Source organism: Variovorax sp. AC194 (assembly GCF_979257995.1).
Genome location: NZ_OZ409823.1, coordinates 4,702,475 through 4,721,142 on the forward strand (window position 1 = coordinate 4,702,475; position 18,668 = coordinate 4,721,142).

General features: G+C 67.4%; 15 protein-coding genes. 3 read left to right on the forward strand and 12 right to left on the reverse strand.

The annotated features are described in order from the left end of the window. Positions 1 to 27: 27 nt before the first annotated feature. From ACZYRS_RS22345 to glpD, 7 genes are all read right to left on the reverse strand, one after another. Positions 28 to 1,761 (reverse strand): ABC transporter substrate-binding protein, encoded by a 1,734-nt coding sequence (locus tag ACZYRS_RS22345; RefSeq protein WP_198785923.1) that lies wholly within the window; start codon positions 1,759 to 1,761, stop codon positions 28 to 30. 88 nt (positions 1,762 to 1,849) lie between these two features. Further along, a complete protein-coding gene (locus tag ACZYRS_RS22350; protein ID WP_198785922.1) occupies positions 1,850 to 2,158 on the reverse strand; it encodes a DUF2160 domain-containing protein in 309 nt (102 codons plus the stop codon). Positions 2,159 to 2,173: 15 nt separating this feature from the next. Continuing rightward, the gene (locus tag ACZYRS_RS22355; protein ID WP_019656045.1) at positions 2,174 to 2,986 is read right to left on the reverse strand and encodes a carbohydrate ABC transporter permease; all 813 of its coding nucleotides are present in this window, start codon (positions 2,984 to 2,986) and stop codon (positions 2,174 to 2,176) included. Continuing rightward, positions 2,983 to 3,873 carry a carbohydrate ABC transporter permease gene (locus ACZYRS_RS22360; RefSeq protein ID WP_093434003.1) on the reverse strand — a complete coding sequence of 297 codons (891 nt, stop codon included), beginning with the start codon at positions 3,871 to 3,873 and terminating at the stop codon, positions 2,983 to 2,985. Before ACZYRS_RS22360 ends, ACZYRS_RS22355 begins: the two co-directional genes overlap by 4 nt. Next, on the reverse strand, positions 3,870 to 4,940 hold the full coding sequence (locus ACZYRS_RS22365) for an ABC transporter ATP-binding protein (protein WP_463421025.1): 1,071 nt from the start codon (positions 4,938 to 4,940) through the stop codon (positions 3,870 to 3,872). Before ACZYRS_RS22365 ends, ACZYRS_RS22360 begins: the two co-directional genes overlap by 4 nt. 1 nt (position 4,941) lies before the next feature. Continuing rightward, on the reverse strand, positions 4,942 to 6,015 hold the full coding sequence (locus ACZYRS_RS22370; protein WP_463421026.1) for an ABC transporter ATP-binding protein: 1,074 nt from the start codon (positions 6,013 to 6,015) through the stop codon (positions 4,942 to 4,944). Then, on the reverse strand, positions 6,015 to 7,691 hold the full coding sequence (gene glpD / locus ACZYRS_RS22375) for a glycerol-3-phosphate dehydrogenase (protein ID WP_463421027.1): 1,677 nt from the start codon (positions 7,689 to 7,691) through the stop codon (positions 6,015 to 6,017). The genes ACZYRS_RS22370 and glpD overlap by 1 nt, the downstream gene beginning before the upstream one ends. 121 nt (positions 7,692 to 7,812) lie before the next feature. Here glpD and ACZYRS_RS22380 point away from each other — a divergent pair, with 121 nt between their 5' ends. Both ACZYRS_RS22380 and glpK read left to right on the forward strand, forming a co-directional pair. Next, positions 7,813 to 8,583 (forward strand): DeoR/GlpR family DNA-binding transcription regulator, encoded by a 771-nt coding sequence (locus ACZYRS_RS22380; RefSeq protein ID WP_093434009.1) that lies wholly within the window; start codon positions 7,813 to 7,815, stop codon positions 8,581 to 8,583. A 32-nt stretch (positions 8,584 to 8,615) separates the two neighbouring features. Continuing rightward, on the forward strand, positions 8,616 to 10,115 hold the full coding sequence (gene glpK / locus ACZYRS_RS22385; RefSeq protein ID WP_463421028.1) for a glycerol kinase GlpK: 1,500 nt from the start codon (positions 8,616 to 8,618) through the stop codon (positions 10,113 to 10,115). A gap of 18 nt (positions 10,116 to 10,133) precedes the next feature. On the opposite strand, the gene ACZYRS_RS22390 is transcribed toward glpK, so the two are convergent. Further along, on the reverse strand, positions 10,134 to 10,598 hold the full coding sequence (locus ACZYRS_RS22390; protein ID WP_463421029.1) for an SH3 domain-containing protein: 465 nt from the start codon (positions 10,596 to 10,598) through the stop codon (positions 10,134 to 10,136). A gap of 212 nt (positions 10,599 to 10,810) precedes the next feature. Here ACZYRS_RS22390 and ACZYRS_RS22395 point away from each other — a divergent pair, with 212 nt between their 5' ends. Further along, complete coding sequence (locus ACZYRS_RS22395; RefSeq protein WP_463421030.1) at positions 10,811 to 12,499, forward strand: phosphoethanolamine transferase; 1,689 nt, start codon at positions 10,811 to 10,813, stop codon at positions 12,497 to 12,499. A gap of 16 nt (positions 12,500 to 12,515) precedes the next feature. On the opposite strand, the gene ACZYRS_RS22400 is transcribed toward ACZYRS_RS22395, so the two are convergent. The 4 genes from ACZYRS_RS22400 to ACZYRS_RS22415 form a co-directional block, all read right to left on the reverse strand. Continuing rightward, positions 12,516 to 13,472 (reverse strand): alpha-E domain-containing protein, encoded by a 957-nt coding sequence (locus ACZYRS_RS22400; RefSeq protein ID WP_463421031.1) that lies wholly within the window; start codon positions 13,470 to 13,472, stop codon positions 12,516 to 12,518. Between the two features lie 29 nt (positions 13,473 to 13,501). Next, positions 13,502 to 15,010: a circularly permuted type 2 ATP-grasp protein gene (locus ACZYRS_RS22405; RefSeq protein WP_198785914.1), complete on the reverse strand. Its 1,509-nt coding sequence runs from the start codon at positions 15,008 to 15,010 to the stop codon at positions 13,502 to 13,504. A 167-nt stretch (positions 15,011 to 15,177) separates the two neighbouring features. Next, a complete protein-coding gene (locus ACZYRS_RS22410) occupies positions 15,178 to 16,002 on the reverse strand; it encodes an oxepin-CoA hydrolase, alternative type (RefSeq protein ID WP_463421032.1) in 825 nt (274 codons plus the stop codon). A gap of 228 nt (positions 16,003 to 16,230) precedes the next feature. Continuing rightward, a complete protein-coding gene (locus ACZYRS_RS22415) occupies positions 16,231 to 18,660 on the reverse strand; it encodes a DNA internalization-related competence protein ComEC/Rec2 (RefSeq protein WP_463422522.1) in 2,430 nt (809 codons plus the stop codon). Positions 18,661 to 18,668 lie beyond the last annotated feature (8 nt).

The window sequence follows — 18,668 nt, forward strand, 5'->3', positions numbered from 1 at the left end:
GGGCTCTATCTTTTCAGGCAGGCGCGCTCAGCGCACCTTGCCTTCCTTCCAGGCGCCCAAGAGCTTGTTGTAGTCGATGGTCTCGCCCTTGGGCTTTTCGTTGGCCAGCTTCTTCCACGGGGCGTGGTCGTCGCTCAGGTACTTGGCCGGATCGCCCTTGGGGTTGAGCTTGGGCGCGCAATGGGCCATGCCGGCGCGCTCCAGGCGGGCCATCACGTTGTCCATCTCGTCGGCCAGGTTGTCCATCGCCTTCTGCGGGGTCTTCTCGCCGGTCACGGCCTCGGCCACGTTCTTCCACCACAGCTGCGCAAGCTTGGGGTAGTCGGGCACGTTGGTGCCGGTCGGGGTCCATGCCACGCGCGCGGGGCTGCGGTAGAACTCGATCAGGCCGCCGTACTTGTTGGCGTTCTGCGTGAAGTAGTCCGAGCGGATGTCGCTGTCGCGGATGAAGGTCAGGCCCGTGATCGACTTCTTCAGCGAGGTGGTCTTGGCGGTGATGAACTGCGCGTAGAGCCAGGCTGCGGCCGTCTTGTTGGCGTCATGGCCCTTGAAGAAGGTCCACGAGCCCACGTCCTGGTAGCCGTTCTGCATGCCCTGCTTCCAGTACGGGCCGTTGGGGCCCGGGGCCATGCGCCACTTGGGCGAGCCGTCGTCGTTCACGACCGGCAGGCCCTTCTTGGTCATGTCGGCGGTGAAGGCCGTGTACCAGAAGATCTGCTGGGCGATCTGGCCCTGCGCGGGCACCGGGCCGGATTCGCCGAAGGTCATGCCCATGGCTTCCTTGGGCGCGTACTTCTTCATCCAGTCGATGTACTTGGTGAGCGCATACACGGCCGCCGGCGAATTGGTGGCGCCACCGCGCGATACCGAGGCGCCCGTGGGCGTGCACTTGTCGGCGGCCACGCGAATGCCCCACTCGTCGATCGGCATGCCGTTCGGGATGCCCTTGTCGGCCGCGCCGGCCATGGAGAGCCATGCGTCGGTGAAGCGCCAGCCGAGCGACGGGTCCTTCTTGCCGTAGTCCATGTGGCCGTAGATGGGCTTGCCGTCGATGGTCTTCACGTCGACGCTGAAGAATTCGGCGATGTCCTCGTAGGCGCTCCAGTTCAGCGGCACGCCCAGGTCGTAGCCGTACTTGGCCTTGAACTTGTCCTGCAGGTCCTTGCGCGCGAACAGGTCGGCGCGGAACCAGTACAGGTTGGCGAACTGCTGGTCCGGCAGCTGGTAGAGCTGGCCGTCGGGCGCGGTGGTGAAGCTGGTGCCGATGAAGTCCTTCAGGTCCAGGCCCGGGTTGGTGAACTCCTTGCCGGCGCCCTTCATGTAGTCGGTGAGCGACATGATCTTGCCGTAGCGGTAGTGCGTGCCGATCAGGTCGGAGTCGGACACCCAGCCGTCGTAGATCGACTTGCCCGACTGCATCGAGGTCTGCAGCTTCTCGACCACGTCGCCTTCCTGGATCAGGTCGTGCTTGACCTTGATGCCGGTGATTTCCTCGAAGGCCTTGGCCAGCGTCTTGGATTCGTACTCATGGGTGGTCAGCGTTTCGGAAACGACCGACACCTCCTTCACACCCTTGGCCTGCAGCTTTTTGGCGGCGTCGATGAACCACTTCATCTCCTCCATCTGCTTGTCCTTGGACAGGGTCGACGGCTGGAATTCGCTGTCGATCCATTTCTTGGCCTCGGCCTCTCCGGCCGACGCAGCACCGTGCGCGGCGAACATCGCCGCTGCCAGTGCCAATGCCGTGTAGCGCATCTTCATGAATGTGTCTCCTCGGTTGTGCTTCCCCGGTTTTTTCATCGCGGCTCCGGGGAGGCGGAGAGCCGGACGCGTCTCGAAAATCGGTGGGCTAGCCTTTGCGCATGACAAGGGCGAGCACGAACATCGACAGCACGAAGCTGATCCAGATCGAGGGCTCGGCCTCCAGGCTCATCCATTCCTGGAACTTGCCGGCCAGGCCGATGAAGACCAGGTTCACATAGGCCGCCGACAAAAGGCCGATGAAGAGCCGGTCGCCGCGCGTGGTGGCGATCGGCAGCCAGCCGCGGCGCATCGTGGTGGGCGACTTGAATTCCCACACCGTCATGCCGACCAGCATGAGCGCGATGCAGATGAAGAAAACGGCCACGGGCGTGGTCCAGACCATCCAGTCGAACATGTCGCCTGCCTCCTCTTAAACGCGGCCCATCGCGAAACCCTTCGCGATGTAGTGACGCACGAACCAGATCACGATCGCGCCGGGCACGATGGTCAAGACGCCCGCTGCCGCGAGCGTCGCCCAGTCCATGCCCGAGGCGCTGACCGTGCGCGTCATCGTCGCGACGATGGGCTTGGCGTTCACGCTCGTGAGCGTGCGCGCCAGCAGCAGCTCGACCCAGCTGAACATGAAGCAGAAGAACGCCGCCACGCCCACGCCGGCCTTGATGAGCGGCAGGAAGATGGTGAGGAAGAAGCGCGGGAACGAGTAGCCGTCGATGTACGCCGTCTCGTCGATCTCGCGCGGAATGCCGCTCATGAAGCCTTCCAGAATCCACACCGCCAATGGCACGTTGAAGAGCAAATGCGCGAGCGCCACGCCCAGGTGCGTGTCCATCAACCCCACGGTGCTGTAGAGCTGGAAGAATGGCAGCAGGAACACCGCGGGCGGCGTCATGCGGTTCGTGAGCAGCCAGAAGAACACGTGCTTGTCGCCCAGGAACGAATAGCGCGAGAACGCATAGGCCGCGGGCAGCGCCACGGTGAGCGAGATCACCGTGTTGATGGCCACGTAGATCAGGCTGTTGATGTAGCCCGAGTACCACGACTCGTCGGTGAAGATGCGCGCGTAATTGGCCCAGGTGAGCTGCTGCGGGAAGAACGAGAAGCTCGAGAGGATCTCCTCGTTCGTCTTGAAGCTCATGTTGATCATCCAGTAGATGGGCAACAGCGCGAACAGGATGTACAGCACCAGGAAGATGCTGCGCTTGTGAAATCTTTTCTCGTTCATTTTTCCACCTCCACTTCCTGCGTACCCACCCGCTGCATCCAGTTGTAGAGCACGAAGCAGAACAACAGGATGATGAGGAAATAGATGAGCGAGAACGCGGCCGCCGGCCCGAGATCGAACTGCCCCACGGCCTTCTGCGTAAGGTACTGGCTCAGGAACGTGGTCGCGTTGCCCGGCCCGCCGCCCGTCAGCACGAAGGGCTCGGTGTAGATCATGAAGCTGTCCATGAAGCGCAGCAGCACCGCGATCATCAGCACGCCGCGCATCTTGGGCAGCTGGATGTAGCGGAACACCGCGAACTTGCTCGCGCCGTCGATGCGCGCGGCCTGGTAATAGGCATCGGGAATGGAGCGCAGGCCCGCGTAGCAGAGCAGCGCCACGAGCGGCGTCCAGTGCCACACGTCCATCACCAGCACCGTGAGCCACGCGTCGGTCGCGCTGCCGGTGTAGTTGTAGTCGATGCCCATGACCTGCAGCGCATGGCCCAGGAGGCCAATGTCGGCGCGGCCGTAGATCTGCCAGATGGTGCCCACCACGTTCCATGGAATCAAGAGCGACAACGCCACCACCACCAGCACCGCCGACGACTTCCAGCCCTTGGCCGGCATCGACAGTGCGAGGCCGATGCCCAGCGGAATCTCCACCAGCAGCACCGACAGCGAGAAGCCCAGCTGGCGCCACAGCGCCTGGTGCAGCTCGTCGTCGCGCATCACCGAGGCGAACCATTCGGTGCCCACGAACACGCGGCGCTCGGGCGAGATGATGTCCTGCACCGAGTAGTTGACCACCGTCATCAGCGGCACGATGGCCGAGAAGGCCACGCAGATCAGCACCGGCAGCACGAGCCACCAGGCCTTTTGATTGATGGGCTTGTTGGTGGCGTTCATGCGACCAGTTCCTCGTCTTTGTAGTAGCAGGTGTGGGCATCGAGCACCCGCAGCCACACCGTGTCTCCCGGGGCCGGCGGCTGCTCGTCGGAATGCAGCCGCACCTTGATCACGATGCCGTCGACTTCGGCGCTCAGCATCGCGTGCGTGCCGACGTCCTGCACCTGCTTGACCACCGCAGGCACGGCGCCCGCGGCGCCGGCGTTCGACAGGCGCAGGTACTCGGGGCGGATGCCGATCTTCAGCGGCCCCTGCGGGAGCTCGCGCGTCGGCACGAGCGGCGTGCCCGCCACTTCGAGCGCGCCGTTCGTGCTCTTGGCCGAGAGGAAGTTCATGCCCGGCGAGCCGATGAAGTGCCCGACGAAGGTGTGGGCCGGCCGCTCGAACAGCGCCTCGGCGCTGCCCACCTGCACGGCCTTGCCGCGCGTCATGACCACCACCTCTTCGGCGAAGGTGAGGGCCTCGACCTGGTCGTGCGTCACGTAGATCAGCGTGAGCTTGAGCTCGCGATGGATCTGCTTCAACTTGCGGCGCAGTTGCCACTTCAGGTGCGGATCGATCACGGTGAGCGGCTCGTCGAAGAGCACCGCCGACACGTCGCTGCGCACGAGGCCGCGGCCCAGCGAGATCTTCTGCTTGGCGTCGGCCGCCAGGCCCGCGGCGCGCTGGTTGAGCTGGCCGCTCATGTCGAGCATTTCGGCGATCTCGCCCACGCGCTTCTTGATCTGGTCTTCGGGCACCTTGCGGTTGCGCAGCGGAAACGCGAGGTTCTCGGCCACGGTCATGGTGTCGTAGATCACCGGGAACTGGAACACCTGCGCGATGTTGCGCTCCTGCGGCGTGGCGCGCGTCATGTCGCGGCCGTCGAAGGTCACCGTGCCCTGCGAGGGCACGAGCAGGCCCGAGATGATGTTGAGCATGGTGGTCTTGCCGCAGCCCGAGGGGCCGAGCAAGGCGTAGGCGCCGCCGTCGCGAAAGCTCATCTTCAGAGGCAGCAGCGCATAGTCGCTGTCCTGCGTGGGGTTGGCGCGGTAGGCGTGGGCCAGGTCGAGATCGATGCGTGCCATCTCAGTTTCCTTTGCGCCATGCGGGCGCCAGCGCCAGCTTCTCGCCGGCATCGAACACATAGGCTTGCGAGGCGCTGAAGTACAGCGTGATCGAAGCGCCCAGCTCGAAGCGGTGCACGCCGGTGAGCTGCGCCACCAGTTCGCCCACCGCGGTATCGACGTGCACGAAGGTGTCGGAGCCCGAGATCTCGGCCAGCTCCACCTTGCCGGGCAAGGCGATGTCGCCCTCGCCCGCGCCCACGTTCAACGCACTCGCGCGCAGGCCGACGGTGACCGCGCCCGAAACGCTTTCGGGCAACGCCAGCGCCAGTGCCGGGCCGCCCGCCAGTTGCACCTGGCCCGCGGTTGCGGTGCCGGCCAGAAGGTTCATCGGCGGATCGCTGAAGGCGCGCGCCACGCGCAGCGATTGCGGCGCATGGAACACCTCGGCGGTCGGGCCGTATTGCAGCAGCTCGCCCGCATCCATCACCGCGGTGTAGCCGCCCAGCAGCAGCGCCTCGCCGGGTTCGGTGGTCGCGTAGATCACGGTCGAATCGCCGGTGGCGAAGAGCTGCGTGAGCTCTTCGCGAAGGCCTTCGCGCAGCTTGTAGTCCAGGTTCACGAGCGGTTCGTCCAGCAGCATGAGCGGCGCGTTCTTGGCGAGCGCGCGCGCCAGCGCCACGCGCTGCTGCTGCCCGCCCGAGAGTTCGGCCGGCAGGCGGTCCAGGAACATGCCGATGTGCAGCTTGTCGGCCAGCGCCTTCACGCGCGCATCGATGTTCTTCTCGCCGCGCAGCTTGAGCGGCGAGGCGATGTTGTCGGACACCTTGAGCGAGGGGTAGTTGATGAACTGCTGGTAGACCATCGCGACGTTGCGCTCGCGCACCGGCATGCCGGTCACGTCCTTGCCGTCGACCAGCACCTTGCCCGTCGTCGGCGTGTCGAGCCCCGCCATCAGGCGCATCAGGCTGGTCTTGCCGGCCTGCGTGGCGCCCAGCAGCACGGTCACCGCGCCGCTCTTGGGGGCGATGCTCTGTTCATAGAGCCATGTCTGCGCGCCGACCTTCTTGGTGACGTGCTCCATCGTCAGCTGCATCAGCTCACCTCCACTTCCACTTTGTCGTTGTTCTTCGCGCCGGCATTGGCCTGCAGCCAGGCCGCGACCTGTTCGCGCTCGGCCGGCGTGTAGTGCAGGCCGAGCTTGGAGCGGCGCCAGAGCACGTCGTCCGCGCTCACGGCCCATTCATGGGTCTGCAGGAAACGCAGTTCGCGCTCGTGCAGGTCGGGCGCCACCGCGGGGCCCAGGTCGGCGAGCGATTTCGCATCGCCGAGCAGCTCGGACACCCGCGCCCCGTAGGCGCGCGCGAGGCGGCGCGTGAGCTTGCCGTAGAGCCATGGGTATTTCGCCTGCACGGCCGAGACGAAGCGCTCGAAATCGTCGTCGGGCCGGCGCGCGGCGCCGATCCATGCGGACAGGTCGCCGCCGGCGAGGAACGCCCCGTCGGTCCACGCGGGACGCTGCGCATTCGACTGGCCCAGCATCTTTCCCACCTCGTCGGCCGCGTCTTCCGCGAGCTTGCGGAAGGTGGTGATCTTGCCGCCCCACACCGACAAGAGCGGCGCGGCGGTGGTGTTCGACTCGAGCATGTAGTCGCGTGTGACGGCCGAGGGGTCGCCCGAGGCGTCGTCCAGCAGCGGGCGCACGCCCGAGTAGGTCCACACCACGTCGGCGGGCACGATGGGCTTCTCGAAATAGCGGCTGGCCTGCGTGCAGAGGTAGTCGATCTCTTCCTGCGCGATGCGCGCGGCGCCGGGGTCGTCGCCGTTCAGCTCGATGTCGGTGGTGCCGATCAGCGTGAACTCGTCCTGGTAGGGGATCGCGAAGATGATCCGCTTGTCGGGGTTCTGGAAGATGTACGCGTGGTCGTGCTCGAACAGGCGCGGCACGACGATGTGGCTGCCCTTCACCAGGCGCAGGCTCTTGGTGGCCAGCGATTCGCCCTTGGCCGATTGCGCCACGCCGCGCAGGAACGATTCGGCCCACGGCCCGGCGGCATTCACCACGGCGCGCGCGCGCACGGTGCGCGTGCCCTGCGGGCCTTCGAGCGTGGCGGTCCAGCCGTCGGCATCGCGCCGGGCATGGGTGCAGCGGGTGCGCGTGAGCACTTCGGCGCCGCGTGCTTTCGCATCGAGCGCGTTCAGCAGCACCAGGCGCGCATCGTCGACCCAGCCGTCGGAGTAGACGAAGCCGCGCTTGTACTGGTCCTTCAAGGGCTTGCCGGCCGCGTGCTTGCGCAGGTCGATGCTGCGCGAGCCCGGCAGCACCTCGCGTTTGGCCAGGTGGTCGTACATGAACAGGCCGATGCGGATCATCCAGGCCGGCCGCATCGAGGGGTCGTGCGGCATCACGAAGCGCAGCGGCCACATGATGTGCGGCGCGCTCTTGAGCAGCACCTCGCGCTCCTGCAGCGCCTTGCGCACGAGCGAGAACTCGTAGTACTCCAGGTAGCGCAGGCCGCCGTGGATGAGCTTGGTGGAGGAAGAAGACGTGTGCGAGGCGAGATCGTCCTTCTCGCACAGCACGACGCGCCAGCCGCGGCCGGCGAGGTCGCGGGCGATGCCGCAGCCGTTGATGCCGCCGCCGACGATCAGCACGTCGCAATCGATCGGTGGCAGAGGCGAACCAGAGGAGAAATCGCTCACAGCAAAAGGGCCCGTTGAATCGTGACTTTGGTCACTGAAGGGCGCCATTGTATTTTCGGGTTTTTTCATTTGGATTCCTTTTGGCGCGATTTTCCTCCGAGTTTTCCCTTAGTCCGGTTCGTTTTCTTTCGCTTTAAAGTGACGCGCCCTGTACGCTGCCCGCAGTCTTTACGCACTCCACGACGCCCCTGTGAATTCCAACCCGCGCCAGATCAACCTCCTGGACACCGTGCGCACGCGCGGCTCCGTCACCGTCGAGCAACTGGCCGACATGCTGGGCGTGACCTTGCAGACCGTGCGGCGCGACGTGCAGCGGCTGGCCGACGAGGGGCTGCTCACGCGCTTTCACGGCGGCGTGCGCGTGCCCAGCTCGACCACCGAGAACATCGGCTACCAGCAGCGCGAGACACTGCACGCCGAAGGCAAGGCGCGCATCGCGCAGCGGGTGGCCGAGCTGGTGCCCAACGACTGCTCGCTGATCCTGAACATCGGCACCACGACCGAGGCCATCGCCAAGGCGCTGATGCGCCACACGGGGCTGCGCGTGATCACCAACAACCTGAACGTGGCGACCATCCTGAGCGGCAACGCCTCGTGCGAGGTGATCGTGGCCGGCGGCTCGGTGCGCGCGCGCGACCGCGCCATCGTGGGCGAGGCCACCATCGATTTCATCCGCCAGTTCAAGGTGGACATCGCGCTCATCGGCGTCTCCAGCATCGAGGCCGACGGGTCGCTGCGCGACTTCGACCTGCGCGAAGTGAAGGTGGCGCAGACCATCATCGCGCAGGCGCGCGAGGTGTGGCTCGCGGCCGATGCGAGCAAGTTCAACCGGCCGGCGATGATCCAGCTGGGCACGCTCTCGCAGATCGATCGCCTCTTCACCGACGCCGCGCCGCCCGCGCCGTTCGCCGACCTGCTGCATGCCGCGCAGGTGCGCCTGGAAATCGCGCGCGGCCACTGAAGCACGGGCATGACACAAGGAACAACGACCGAATGACGACCACCTACCTGCTCGCCCTCGACCAGGGCACCTCCAGCTCCCGCAGCATCGTGTTCGACCGCGAAGGCCGCATCGTCGCCATCGCGCAGAAGGAGCTCACGCAGATCTACCCGCAGCCCGGCTGGGTCGAGCACGACCCGATGGAAATCTGGCGCAGCCAGCTGGCCACCGCGCGCGAAGTGCTCGTGAAGGCGAAGCTCAAACCCACCGACATCCACGCCATCGGCATCACCAACCAGCGCGAGACCACCGTGCTGTGGAACCGCAAGACCGGCCAGCCGGTGCACCACGCCATCGTCTGGCAGGACCGCCGCGCCGAGCCGCTGTGCGCGCAGCTGCGCGACGAAGGCATGACCGACACCATCCGCGAGAAGACGGGCCTGGTGATCGACGCGTATTTCTCCGGCACCAAGCTGCGCTGGCTGCTGGACAACGTGCCCGGCGCGCGCGCCGATGCCGAGCGCGGCGAGCTGGCCTTCGGCACCGTGGACAGCTGGCTCATGTGGCAGCTCACCGGCGGCAAGGCGCACGTGACCGACGTGAGCAACGCCTCGCGCACGATGCTCTTCAACGTGCACACGAACGAATGGGACGCCGACCTCTTGAAGGCGCTCGACATCCCGGCCGCGCTCCTGCCGAAGGTACAGCCTTCGAGCTCGCATTTCGTCGACACCGATGCGGCGCTGCTCGGCCACAGCCTGCCCGTGGGCGGCGTGGCGGGCGACCAGCAGAGCGCCCTCTTCGGCCAGGCCTGCTTCGAGGCCGGCATGGCCAAGAACACCTACGGCACCGGCTGCTTCCTGCTGATGCACACGGGCGGCGCGTTCCAGCCCTCGCACAACGGGCTCCTGGTGACGAGTGCTGCGCAGACCGATGCGACACCGCAGTACGCGATGGAAGGCAGCGTGTTTGTCGGCGGCGCGGTCGTGCAATGGCTGCGCGACGGGCTCAAGGCCATCAAGGGCAGCGCCGAGGTGCAGTCGCTCGCCGAGAGCGTGCCCGATGCGGGCGGCGTGATGATGGTGCCGGCCTTCACTGGCCTGGGCGCGCCGTACTGGGATGCCGATGCGCGCGGCACGATCACCGGGCTCACGCGCGGCACGACCGTCGCGCACATCGCGCGCGCGGCGCTGGAGAGCATCGCCTACCAGAGCGCCGCGCTGCTGCAGGCCATGAGCCGCGATGCGGTGGTCGCGGGCGGCAAGCCGGTGGCCGAGTTGCGCGTGGATGGCGGCGCGAGCGTCAACGACCTCTTGATGCAGTTCCAGGCCGACCTGCTGGGCATTCCGGTGGTGCGGCCCGAGGTCATCGAGACCACCGCGCTCGGCGCCGCGTACCTCGCGGGGCTGTCGACCGGCGTCTACGCCGATGCGCGCCAGCTCTCGAAACTGTGGAAGGTGGAGCGGCGTTTCCTGCCGACCATGGGCCGCGCGCAGGCCGAGGAATCGATGGCGCGCTGGGAGCGCGCGGTGCGTCAGGCCACCGCGACCTGATCCGATGAGTGCCGGGGCCTACCAGCCCCAGACCAGGCGCCGCGCCACCCACCCGGTGCCGCCGCCTTCGTGCCGCACCTTGACCCAGTCGCCGCGGCGCTCCAGCGTGCGCAGCACGTCGCCGTAGCCCGCGCGCTTCACGATGGGGCTGCGCGTGCTCGGCGACTTGCGCAGCACCGCCACCTTCGCCTTCACCACGTGATGCGGCGTCCTGGCGGTCATCGGGCGGTAGACCCAGGCCTTGTCGTTCTCGAAGTCGCTGACGTGCAGCCAGTTGCCCTTGCGGCCGATCACGCGGAATGGATAGCCCTTGCTCACGGTCCAGTGGGATTCGTAGCGCTGGCCGGGGCCAGTGCGCATGTTCAGGGTGTCGACCGCGGCGCTGACCATCTGTCGTTGAGGTGCGGCCGACGCGGACGGCAGGGCCATCCACGAGAGGGCGAAGGCGAGCAGGAGCGCGGGCAGCCGGCTGAATCTGGACATGGAGAGAGGGTTCCTTTCAAAGGGGATCGAAGTTTTTACGGCGAGGCCGCGCCTTGCCGGGCGAGCCCATCTGGGCGCGTGAGGCGCGATAAGTTCCTTGAGGGATATCCCGACGTGCCACCGGCATGGCCCCCGCAGCCGTCGGGGCACTGGCCTTCGCGGCGCATCGGCGGACGCAGAATCCGAACGCCCCATCGACTCGCATCCCACGCTTGACTTCCGCTCCCTCCGACGCCCCCGCATCGCGCGGCAATGCCCTGCTCGCCTGCGGCGTGGTCGGCGCCACGCTGCTCGCACTGATCGCGCTGGGCCACGACGGCCGCCGCATCGCACAGCTCGCGGTGCTCGCCGCGCCGGTGGTGCTGTGGCTCGCATGGCCGTTGAAGAGCGCGCGCATGCGGCGCGTGCGCACGGTGCTCGTGTGGCTCTGGGCCATGGGCTTCGCGCTCGACGGCGCGGTGCGCGCCTACCTGCTCGACACCTACCAGGCCGCGCCCGACGGCGCGATGGTGCTCGGCGCGGCGGCCAACACCAATGCGCGCGAGAGCACCGAATACCTGTGGATGCATTGGCGCTCGGCCGTCGTCTGGTCGGCCGCGCTCGCCGTGGCCGGCGTGCTCGTGGGCATGTTCGCGCGACGCGGCGCCGTCTTCGATGCGGCTGCATCGTCTGTGCGCACGCGGTCGCCGTTCTGGCTCCGGTCGCTGGTGCTGGTCCTGCTGCTCGTCGCCTGCGTGGCCTATGCGAGCAAGCCATGGCGCCGGCTGCATCCCGCGATCTTCTGGGCCGGCTGGTCGCAGTCGGTGCACACGCTGCGCGCCGCCTGGGCCGACCAGGAGAAGGTGCGCGACCGTGCGATGGCGCAGGCCCGGGCCATCGCGCCGGTGGCATTGCAGGCCGGCCCTTCCACGGTGGTGCTGGTCATCACCGACAGCATCAACCGCGACAACATGGCGCTCTACGGCTACGGCCGCCCGACGACGCCGCGCCTGCTGGCGCACAAGGCGCAGGCCGGCGAGCAGATGACGGTGCTCAAGAACGCCTGGTCGGTGGACGCGAGCACGCTGCCCGCGCTGCGCAACATGTTCCACTTCGGCCTGCCCCACGCTGAGAACGCCGAGAACGCCGAGAACGGCAAGAACGGCGAGAACCCCCCGCACCTGCTGGCCCTGGCGCGCGCCGCCGGCTACAAGGTCTGGTGGATCAGCAACCACGACGACCTGGCCATCGAGCAGCAGCACGCGCGCTTCGCCGACGTGGTGGACATGGTCAATCGCACGCCCGGCCGCGCCAGCGCCTCGCTGGACGGCGAGATCCTCGACTGCGTGCAGGAGGCCTTTGCCGACACGAGCACCGACCGCAAGCTCATCGTGGTCCACCTGATGGGCGCGCACCCGCACTACAGCCTGCGCTTTCCCGAGAACGCCAACCCGTTCGACGACGACGTCGATGCGGTCGAGACCGGGCTGGTGAAGGACGGCCGCTCCGCCTGGGTGCGGCGCTTTCGCCAGGAGTACGACGCGGCGCTGCTGTACCACGACTTCGTGGTGTCGGAGCTGCTGCAGCAGACGCGCAGCGCGGGCAAGCCCGACGAATACCGCGCGTGGATGTACCTCTCGGACCACGGCCAGGAGGTCGGCCACGGCAGCGACCGCGCGGGCCACAGCCCGTCGACCGCGTCGGGCTACCGCATTCCGGCCGTGGTCTGGCGCAACCGCGAGCCGCTGCCGGGCGGCGCCGCGCAGCAGCAGCCCTTTCGCGCGGACTGGACCGGATGGACGCTGATGGACCTGCTCAAGATCCAGTGGAGCGGGCAGATGCCCGAGCGCAATGTGCTGGGTGATGCCTACCGCTGGCAGGCGCCGAAGATCCCGGTGGCCGTCGAGTCGTTTTCACGCTAACGGCCCCGGGGCTCGCTCAGTGCGCGGGGACCAGGAAGTCCTGGCTGATGCGCCCGCCGAGCTCGTTCACGCGGTCGAGGAACTGCGTGAGGTACGCGTGCAGCCCCGTCGCCAGAATCTCATCGACGCGCGCGTACTGCAGGTCGGCCAGGAGCTTGCCGGCGCGGCGCTGCGTTTCGGCGCTCTGCTCGTTCTGCACCTTCGCGAGGTTGTTGACCACCTCGGCCAGGCTCGCGTGCAGCGAGCGCGGCATGTCGGCGCGAAGGATCAGGAGCTCGGCCACGCGCTCGGGCTTGATCACGTCGCGGTACACCTTGCGGTAGACCTCGAAGGCCGAGACGCTGCGCAGGATCGCGCTCCAGTGATAGAAGTCGTACTCCTGGTCTTCCTCGGTGGCGGCGCCGAAGAATTCGCTGTTGAGCGCGTGGAACTTCACGTCCACCAGGCGCGCGGTGTTGTCGGCGCGTTCGAGGAAGGTGCCCAGGCGCGAGAAGTAGAAGGCCTCGTCCTGCAGCATCGTGCCCAGCGTCACGCCGCGCGAGAGGTGCGAGCGGAACTTGACCCATTCGAAGAACTGGCCCGGGTCGCGCTCGAAGTCGCCCTGGCGCAGCATGCGGTTCACTTCGAGCCAGGTGGTGTTCTGCGTTTCCCACGCTTCGGTGGTGAGCGCGCCGCGCACGGCACGCGCGTTCTCGCGCGCGGCCTTCAGGCACGAGACGATCGAGGAGGCATTGCTCTCGTCCTTGACCATGAACTCCATCACCTCGTTGGGCGTGATCTGCTCGTACTTCTTGTTGTAGAGCGGCAGCAATTCGCTGATGGACAGCACGCCCTGCCAACCGTACTTGGCCACTTCGGCCGATTGCGGCAGCAGCGAGGTCTGGTAGTTGACGTCGAGCATGCGCGCGGTGTTCTCGGCGCGCTCGGTGTAGCGGGACATCCAGTAGAGGTGATCGGCGGTGCGTGACAGCATTGTTTGTTCTCCTGATTTCCTGCTTGCACTCAGACCGATGACGAGGCGCTCTGCGACTGCGACTGGGACTGCGATTGCGCCCTGGGCGCACGCTCGGCTTCGAGGATCCAGGTGTCCTTGGTGCCGCCGCCCTGCGAGGAATTGACCACCAGCGAACCCTCTTTCAGCGCCACGCGCGTGAGGCCGCCGGGCACCATCTGCACCTCCTTGCCCGAGAGCACGAAGGGCCGCAGGTCGATGTGGCGCGGCGCGATGCCCGCATCCACGAAGGTCGGCGAGGTCGACAGGCTCAGCGTGGGCTGCGCGATGTAGCCGTCGGGCTTGGCGATCACGGCTTTCTTGAAGTCCTCGATCTCGGCGTGCGTGGCGGCCGGGCCGATCAGCATGCCGTAGCCGCCGGCGCCGTGCACCTCCTTCACGACCAGGTCCTTCATGTTGTCCAGCGTGTACTGCAGCTCGTCCTTGTTGCGGCACATGTAGGTCGGCACGTTCTTCAGGATCGGCTTCTCGCCGAGGTAGAACTCGATCATCTTGGGCACGTAGGGGTAGATCGACTTGTCGTCGGCCACGCCGGTGCCCACCGCATTGCAGATCACCACGTTGCCCGCGCGGTAGGCGCGCATGAGGCCGGCCGTGCCGAGCGTGGAGGTGGGGCGGAACACGTCGGGGTCGAGGAAGTCGTCGTCCACGCGGCGGTAGATCACGTCCACGCGCCGCGGTCCGCGCGTCGTGCGCATGTAGACGAAGTCGTCCTTGACGAACAGGTCCTGCCCCTCGACCAGCTCGATGCCCATCTGCTGCGCGAGGAAGGCGTGCTCGAAGTAGGCGCTGTTGTACATGCCGGGCGTGAGCACCACCACCGTGGGCTCGGCCGTGGCGGGCGGCGCGCTCGCGCGCAGGGTTTCCAGCAGCAGGTCGGGGTAGTGCGCGACGGGCGCGATGCGGTTCTGGTTGAAGAGCTCCGGGAAGAGCCGCATCATCATCTTGCGGTTTTCCAGCATGTAGCTCACGCCGCTGGGCACCCGCAGGTTGTCTTCGAGCACGTAGTACTCGCCGTTGCCGTCGGCATCGGGGGCGCGGACGATGTCGATGCCCGAGATGTTCGAGTAGACGTTGTGCGGCACGGTCACGCCCATCATCTCGGGGCGGAACTGCGCGTTGTTCAGGATCTGCTCGGCCGGGATGATGCCGGCCTTGATGATTTCCTGGTCGTGGTAGACGTCGTGCAGGAAGCGGTTGAGCGCCGTCACCCGCTGCACCAGCCCCTTTTCCATGCTGTCCCACTCGTGGGCGGGAATGATGCGGGGCAGCAGGTCGAACGGAATGAGCCGCTCGGTGCCCGAGCCGTCCTCGTCCTTGGCGCCATACACCGCGAAGGTGATGCCGACCCGGCGGAAGATCAGTTCCGCCTCTTCGCGCCTCGATCGCATCACCTCACCGGGTTGCTTCGCAAGCCATTGGTCGTAGCGCTTGTAGTGCTGTCGGATTGCAGCCCCCGCATAGGGCAACTGCTCATACATCTCATCGAATTTGTGCATGGAACGACCAATCTCCTTGAGCCATAGCTTAGCAAGTTCAGGGCCAAACTTTGGCTAACCCCCAGGCTTCGCGCACTTCGTGTCGCTTCGCCAACCCCCTTGCAGGGGGCAACACCTGCGGCCCGGCAAAGCCGGTTCCGCGGTGTTTCACGAATGGCGCGCCCCTGCTATCTCCTGTTGCGGGCCGTGAGAAATTCCTTGATGCGCTTGCCGCTTTCGTCGCTGTAGAGGCGCTCGACCAGCACGCCGCGCTCGGCCTCGAGTTGCTCCCGGCGGCTGCGGCCGCGCGCCGCATACACCAGCTCCTTGATGCGGGCCTGCACGTCGAACGGGCCTTGCGCGAGTTTCTGCGCCCAGGCGAGCGCGGCGGCGTAGGCCGTGCCGCGCGGCACGATGCGGTTCACCACGCCCCAGTCATGAAGCCGGCGGGCGTGATGGACCGAGCCGCCCAGCAGGATCTCGAGCACGGCCTGCGGCGGCAGCGAGCGCACCAGCGAATCGGTGCCGCCGCCGTCGATCGACAGGCCGAAGTTGACGTTGGACATCACGAACTCCGCGTCCTCGGCCGCGACCACGAGGTCGCACGCAAGGCACAGCGAAAAACCGCTGCCCGCCGCCGTGCCCTCGACCGCGGCGATGACGGGCTGGGGCGCTTCCTGCATCGCCATGACCCATTCGTTCAGCGCGTCCGAATGCGCCAGCTGCTCCGATTGCGGGAGCTTGCGCTGCCGCACGAGCCGCCGCAGGTCGCCGCCGACGCAGAAATGTTCGCCCTCCCCGGTCAGCACGATGGCGCGCACGGTACGAAAGCCCGAAGCGGCGCGTATCGCTTTCGCGGCGGCCCGGTAGATCGATGGATTGACGGTGTTGCGCGCCGCGGGATTGCTGATGGTCAGCACCAGCACCGCCCCCTCGCGGTGCATCTGGAGCCTGGCGGTGGGGGTCGCGGTGGCCCCGGCGCCGGTGATGGTGGGAACGGCTGCGGCCATCATGGCGTCCGCCTGCCGATCGGTTGGTGCTGACGCCTGTTCTTGTGAAACATGCGGCCTCCTCATGTTGTTTCGGATCGATACAACGCATCAGGCGCCGCGATACGCGACGAGGCAACCGGCCATACCCCCTTGGTTTAACAATTAGTTCACATTTTTCAGCAATTCCCCTTCAACGCGACCGTGGCGGCGAACCACGCCGGATGGCGGGAATCGGCCAGCGACGGCACGTCAGGGCACGCGGTGCTGCCAGTAGCGCGCATGGCGATCGCGCTCGCAGGCCACCTCGGCGAGCCGCACGCTGGTCCATTGCGCGGCGCCGCAGCGCACGCTCTCCACCACCCGCACGCCGCGCTCCGCATAGCGCGCGACCACCTCTTTCGCCGGGTGCCCGAAGCGGTTGCGGTAGCCCGCCTGGACCAGCGCGATGCGCGGGTGCACCGCCTCGAGCAGCGCCTCGCTCGACGATGTCTTGCTGCCGTGATGAGGCACCAGCAGCACGTCGGCCGCGAGCGCGCCGCCGCGCTGCACGAGCGCGCGCTCCTGGTCGCGCTCGATATCGCCGGCCAGCAGCACGGCCGCGCGGCCATTGCCGATGCGCAGCACGCACGAGACCGCGTTCGATTTGGCCGTGGCCGTGTAGTCCGAGGCGAGCGGATGCAGCAGCTCGAAATGCACGCCGTCCCAGTTCCATTGCCGGCCGGCTTCGCACACTTCCCCGGGGTGTTGCGCGCGCAGCGGATGCGTCGCCTCGATCGAACTGAGCAACAGGGCCCCGGGCTGCATCGCAAGCACCGCGGGCGCGCCGCCGGTGTGATCGATGTCGCGGTGGCTCAGCACCAGCATGTCGAGCCGCTCGTCGAAGGCGCGCAGCAGCGGCACGAGCACGCGATGGCCCGCATCGCTCTCCAGGCTGTAGCGCGGCCCGGCGTCGTAGAGCAGGCTGTGCGTCGCGGTGCGCACCAGCACCGCGCTGCCCTGCCCGACGTCGGCCGCGAGCAGTTCGAATTCGCCGGCGGCGGGCCGCGGCATCTGCCACAGCAGCACGGGCAGCAGCAATGGCAGGCCGAGTGCGCGCATCGATCGCGGCAACGGCATGGCGAGCAACGCGCCGCCTGCCACGCCGCAGGCCGCCATCCACCACGGCGGCGCGGCCATCGACAGCGTGGCGAACGGCAGCCCCGCAAGCCATTGCAGCAGGACGGCGAGCGCCTGCACGGCCCAGGCCGCGACGTGCCACAGCGGCGCCGCGACCGCGCCCAGCATGACCAGCGGCGTGATCACCAGCGTGACCCAGGGAATCGCGATGGCGTTGGCCAGCAGCCCCACCACCGACACCTGCTGGAACAGCAAGAGGCTCAATGGCGTGAGCGCCAGTGTGATCACCCATTGCTCGCGAAAGAACAGGAACAGCCGTTGCACGGCGCCCGTTTTCCGCTCTCCCGCCTCCGTCGAATCGGTGGCGAAGAGCACGCCCACCGCGACGAAGCTGAGCCAGAAGCCCGCCTGCATCAAGGCCCACGGATCGATCGCCACCACCACCGCGGCGGTCAGCAGCCAGACATGCGGCCACGGCCAGCGCCTGCCGGTCAGGCGCAGCAGCGCGACGGTGGCGAGCATCCACACCGTGCGCTGCGACGGCACGCCCCATCCGCTGAAGAGCGCATAGAGCGTGGCCAGCAGCACGCCGCCGATCAGCGCGGCCTGGGGTGCGGGAAGGCGCAGCATCAACCGCGTGCTTCGTCGCCACAGCGCGCCGGCGATGTGTGCGGCGAGCCACGCGAACATGGTGATGTGCAGGCCCGAGATCGACATCAGGTGCGCCACGCCCGTGGCCCTGAACACGTCCCAGCCGGCGCGGTCGATGGCGCCTTGGTCGCCGGTGACCAGCGCGGCGATCACGCCGGCCTGGCGGCGGTCGGCCACGCGCTCGAACACGGCATCGCGCACCGCTTCGCGTGCGCGCTCGATGGGATGCCACCAGGTGTTCGCGACATACGCCGGCGCCGCATCGTGCGTGCCGGTTCGCACATAGCCGTTGGCATGCACGCCCTGCTCCCACAGCCAGAGTTCGCTGTCGAAGCCATGCGGATTGAGGTTGCCATGCGGCGCCCTGAGCCGCACCGTGAGTTGCCATCGCTCGCCGGCATGCACTGCGCCGGCTGCGACGGACGAAGCCGCGCGCCCCTCCGTCGCACGGCCCCACAGCCCGGTGTTCTCCCCGTACCAACCGAGCGCGATGCGCGAAGGCACCACAGGCGGTGCATCGTTGCGCGCATCGGCCCAACGCGCGGATTCGACGTCGAGATGAAACCGCGTTCCAGTCTCGTTGCGCTGCGGCATCCGCGAGACCACGCCGGTCACCTGCAGGTCGCGCCCTTCGAGCGACGGATCGAGCGCATCGCCTGCGTAGGCAACGGCGCGCCAGCCCGCGAGCCCCGCACCGGCCAATGCCCCGCACACCAGTGCCGCGACCAGCAACAGCCGCCCGAAAGCACGCCGCCACCACAGCCCCGCAACACCCGCGAACAGCAAGGCCGCATAGGCCCCCGCCCGCCACAGCGTTGGCTGATGCAACTGCAACGCCGCACCGGCGAGCGATCCCCCCAATGCGGCAAACGCCCACGACACGCCCCTGCCGGACGCACGCGACGGCGTCAGCACACGAC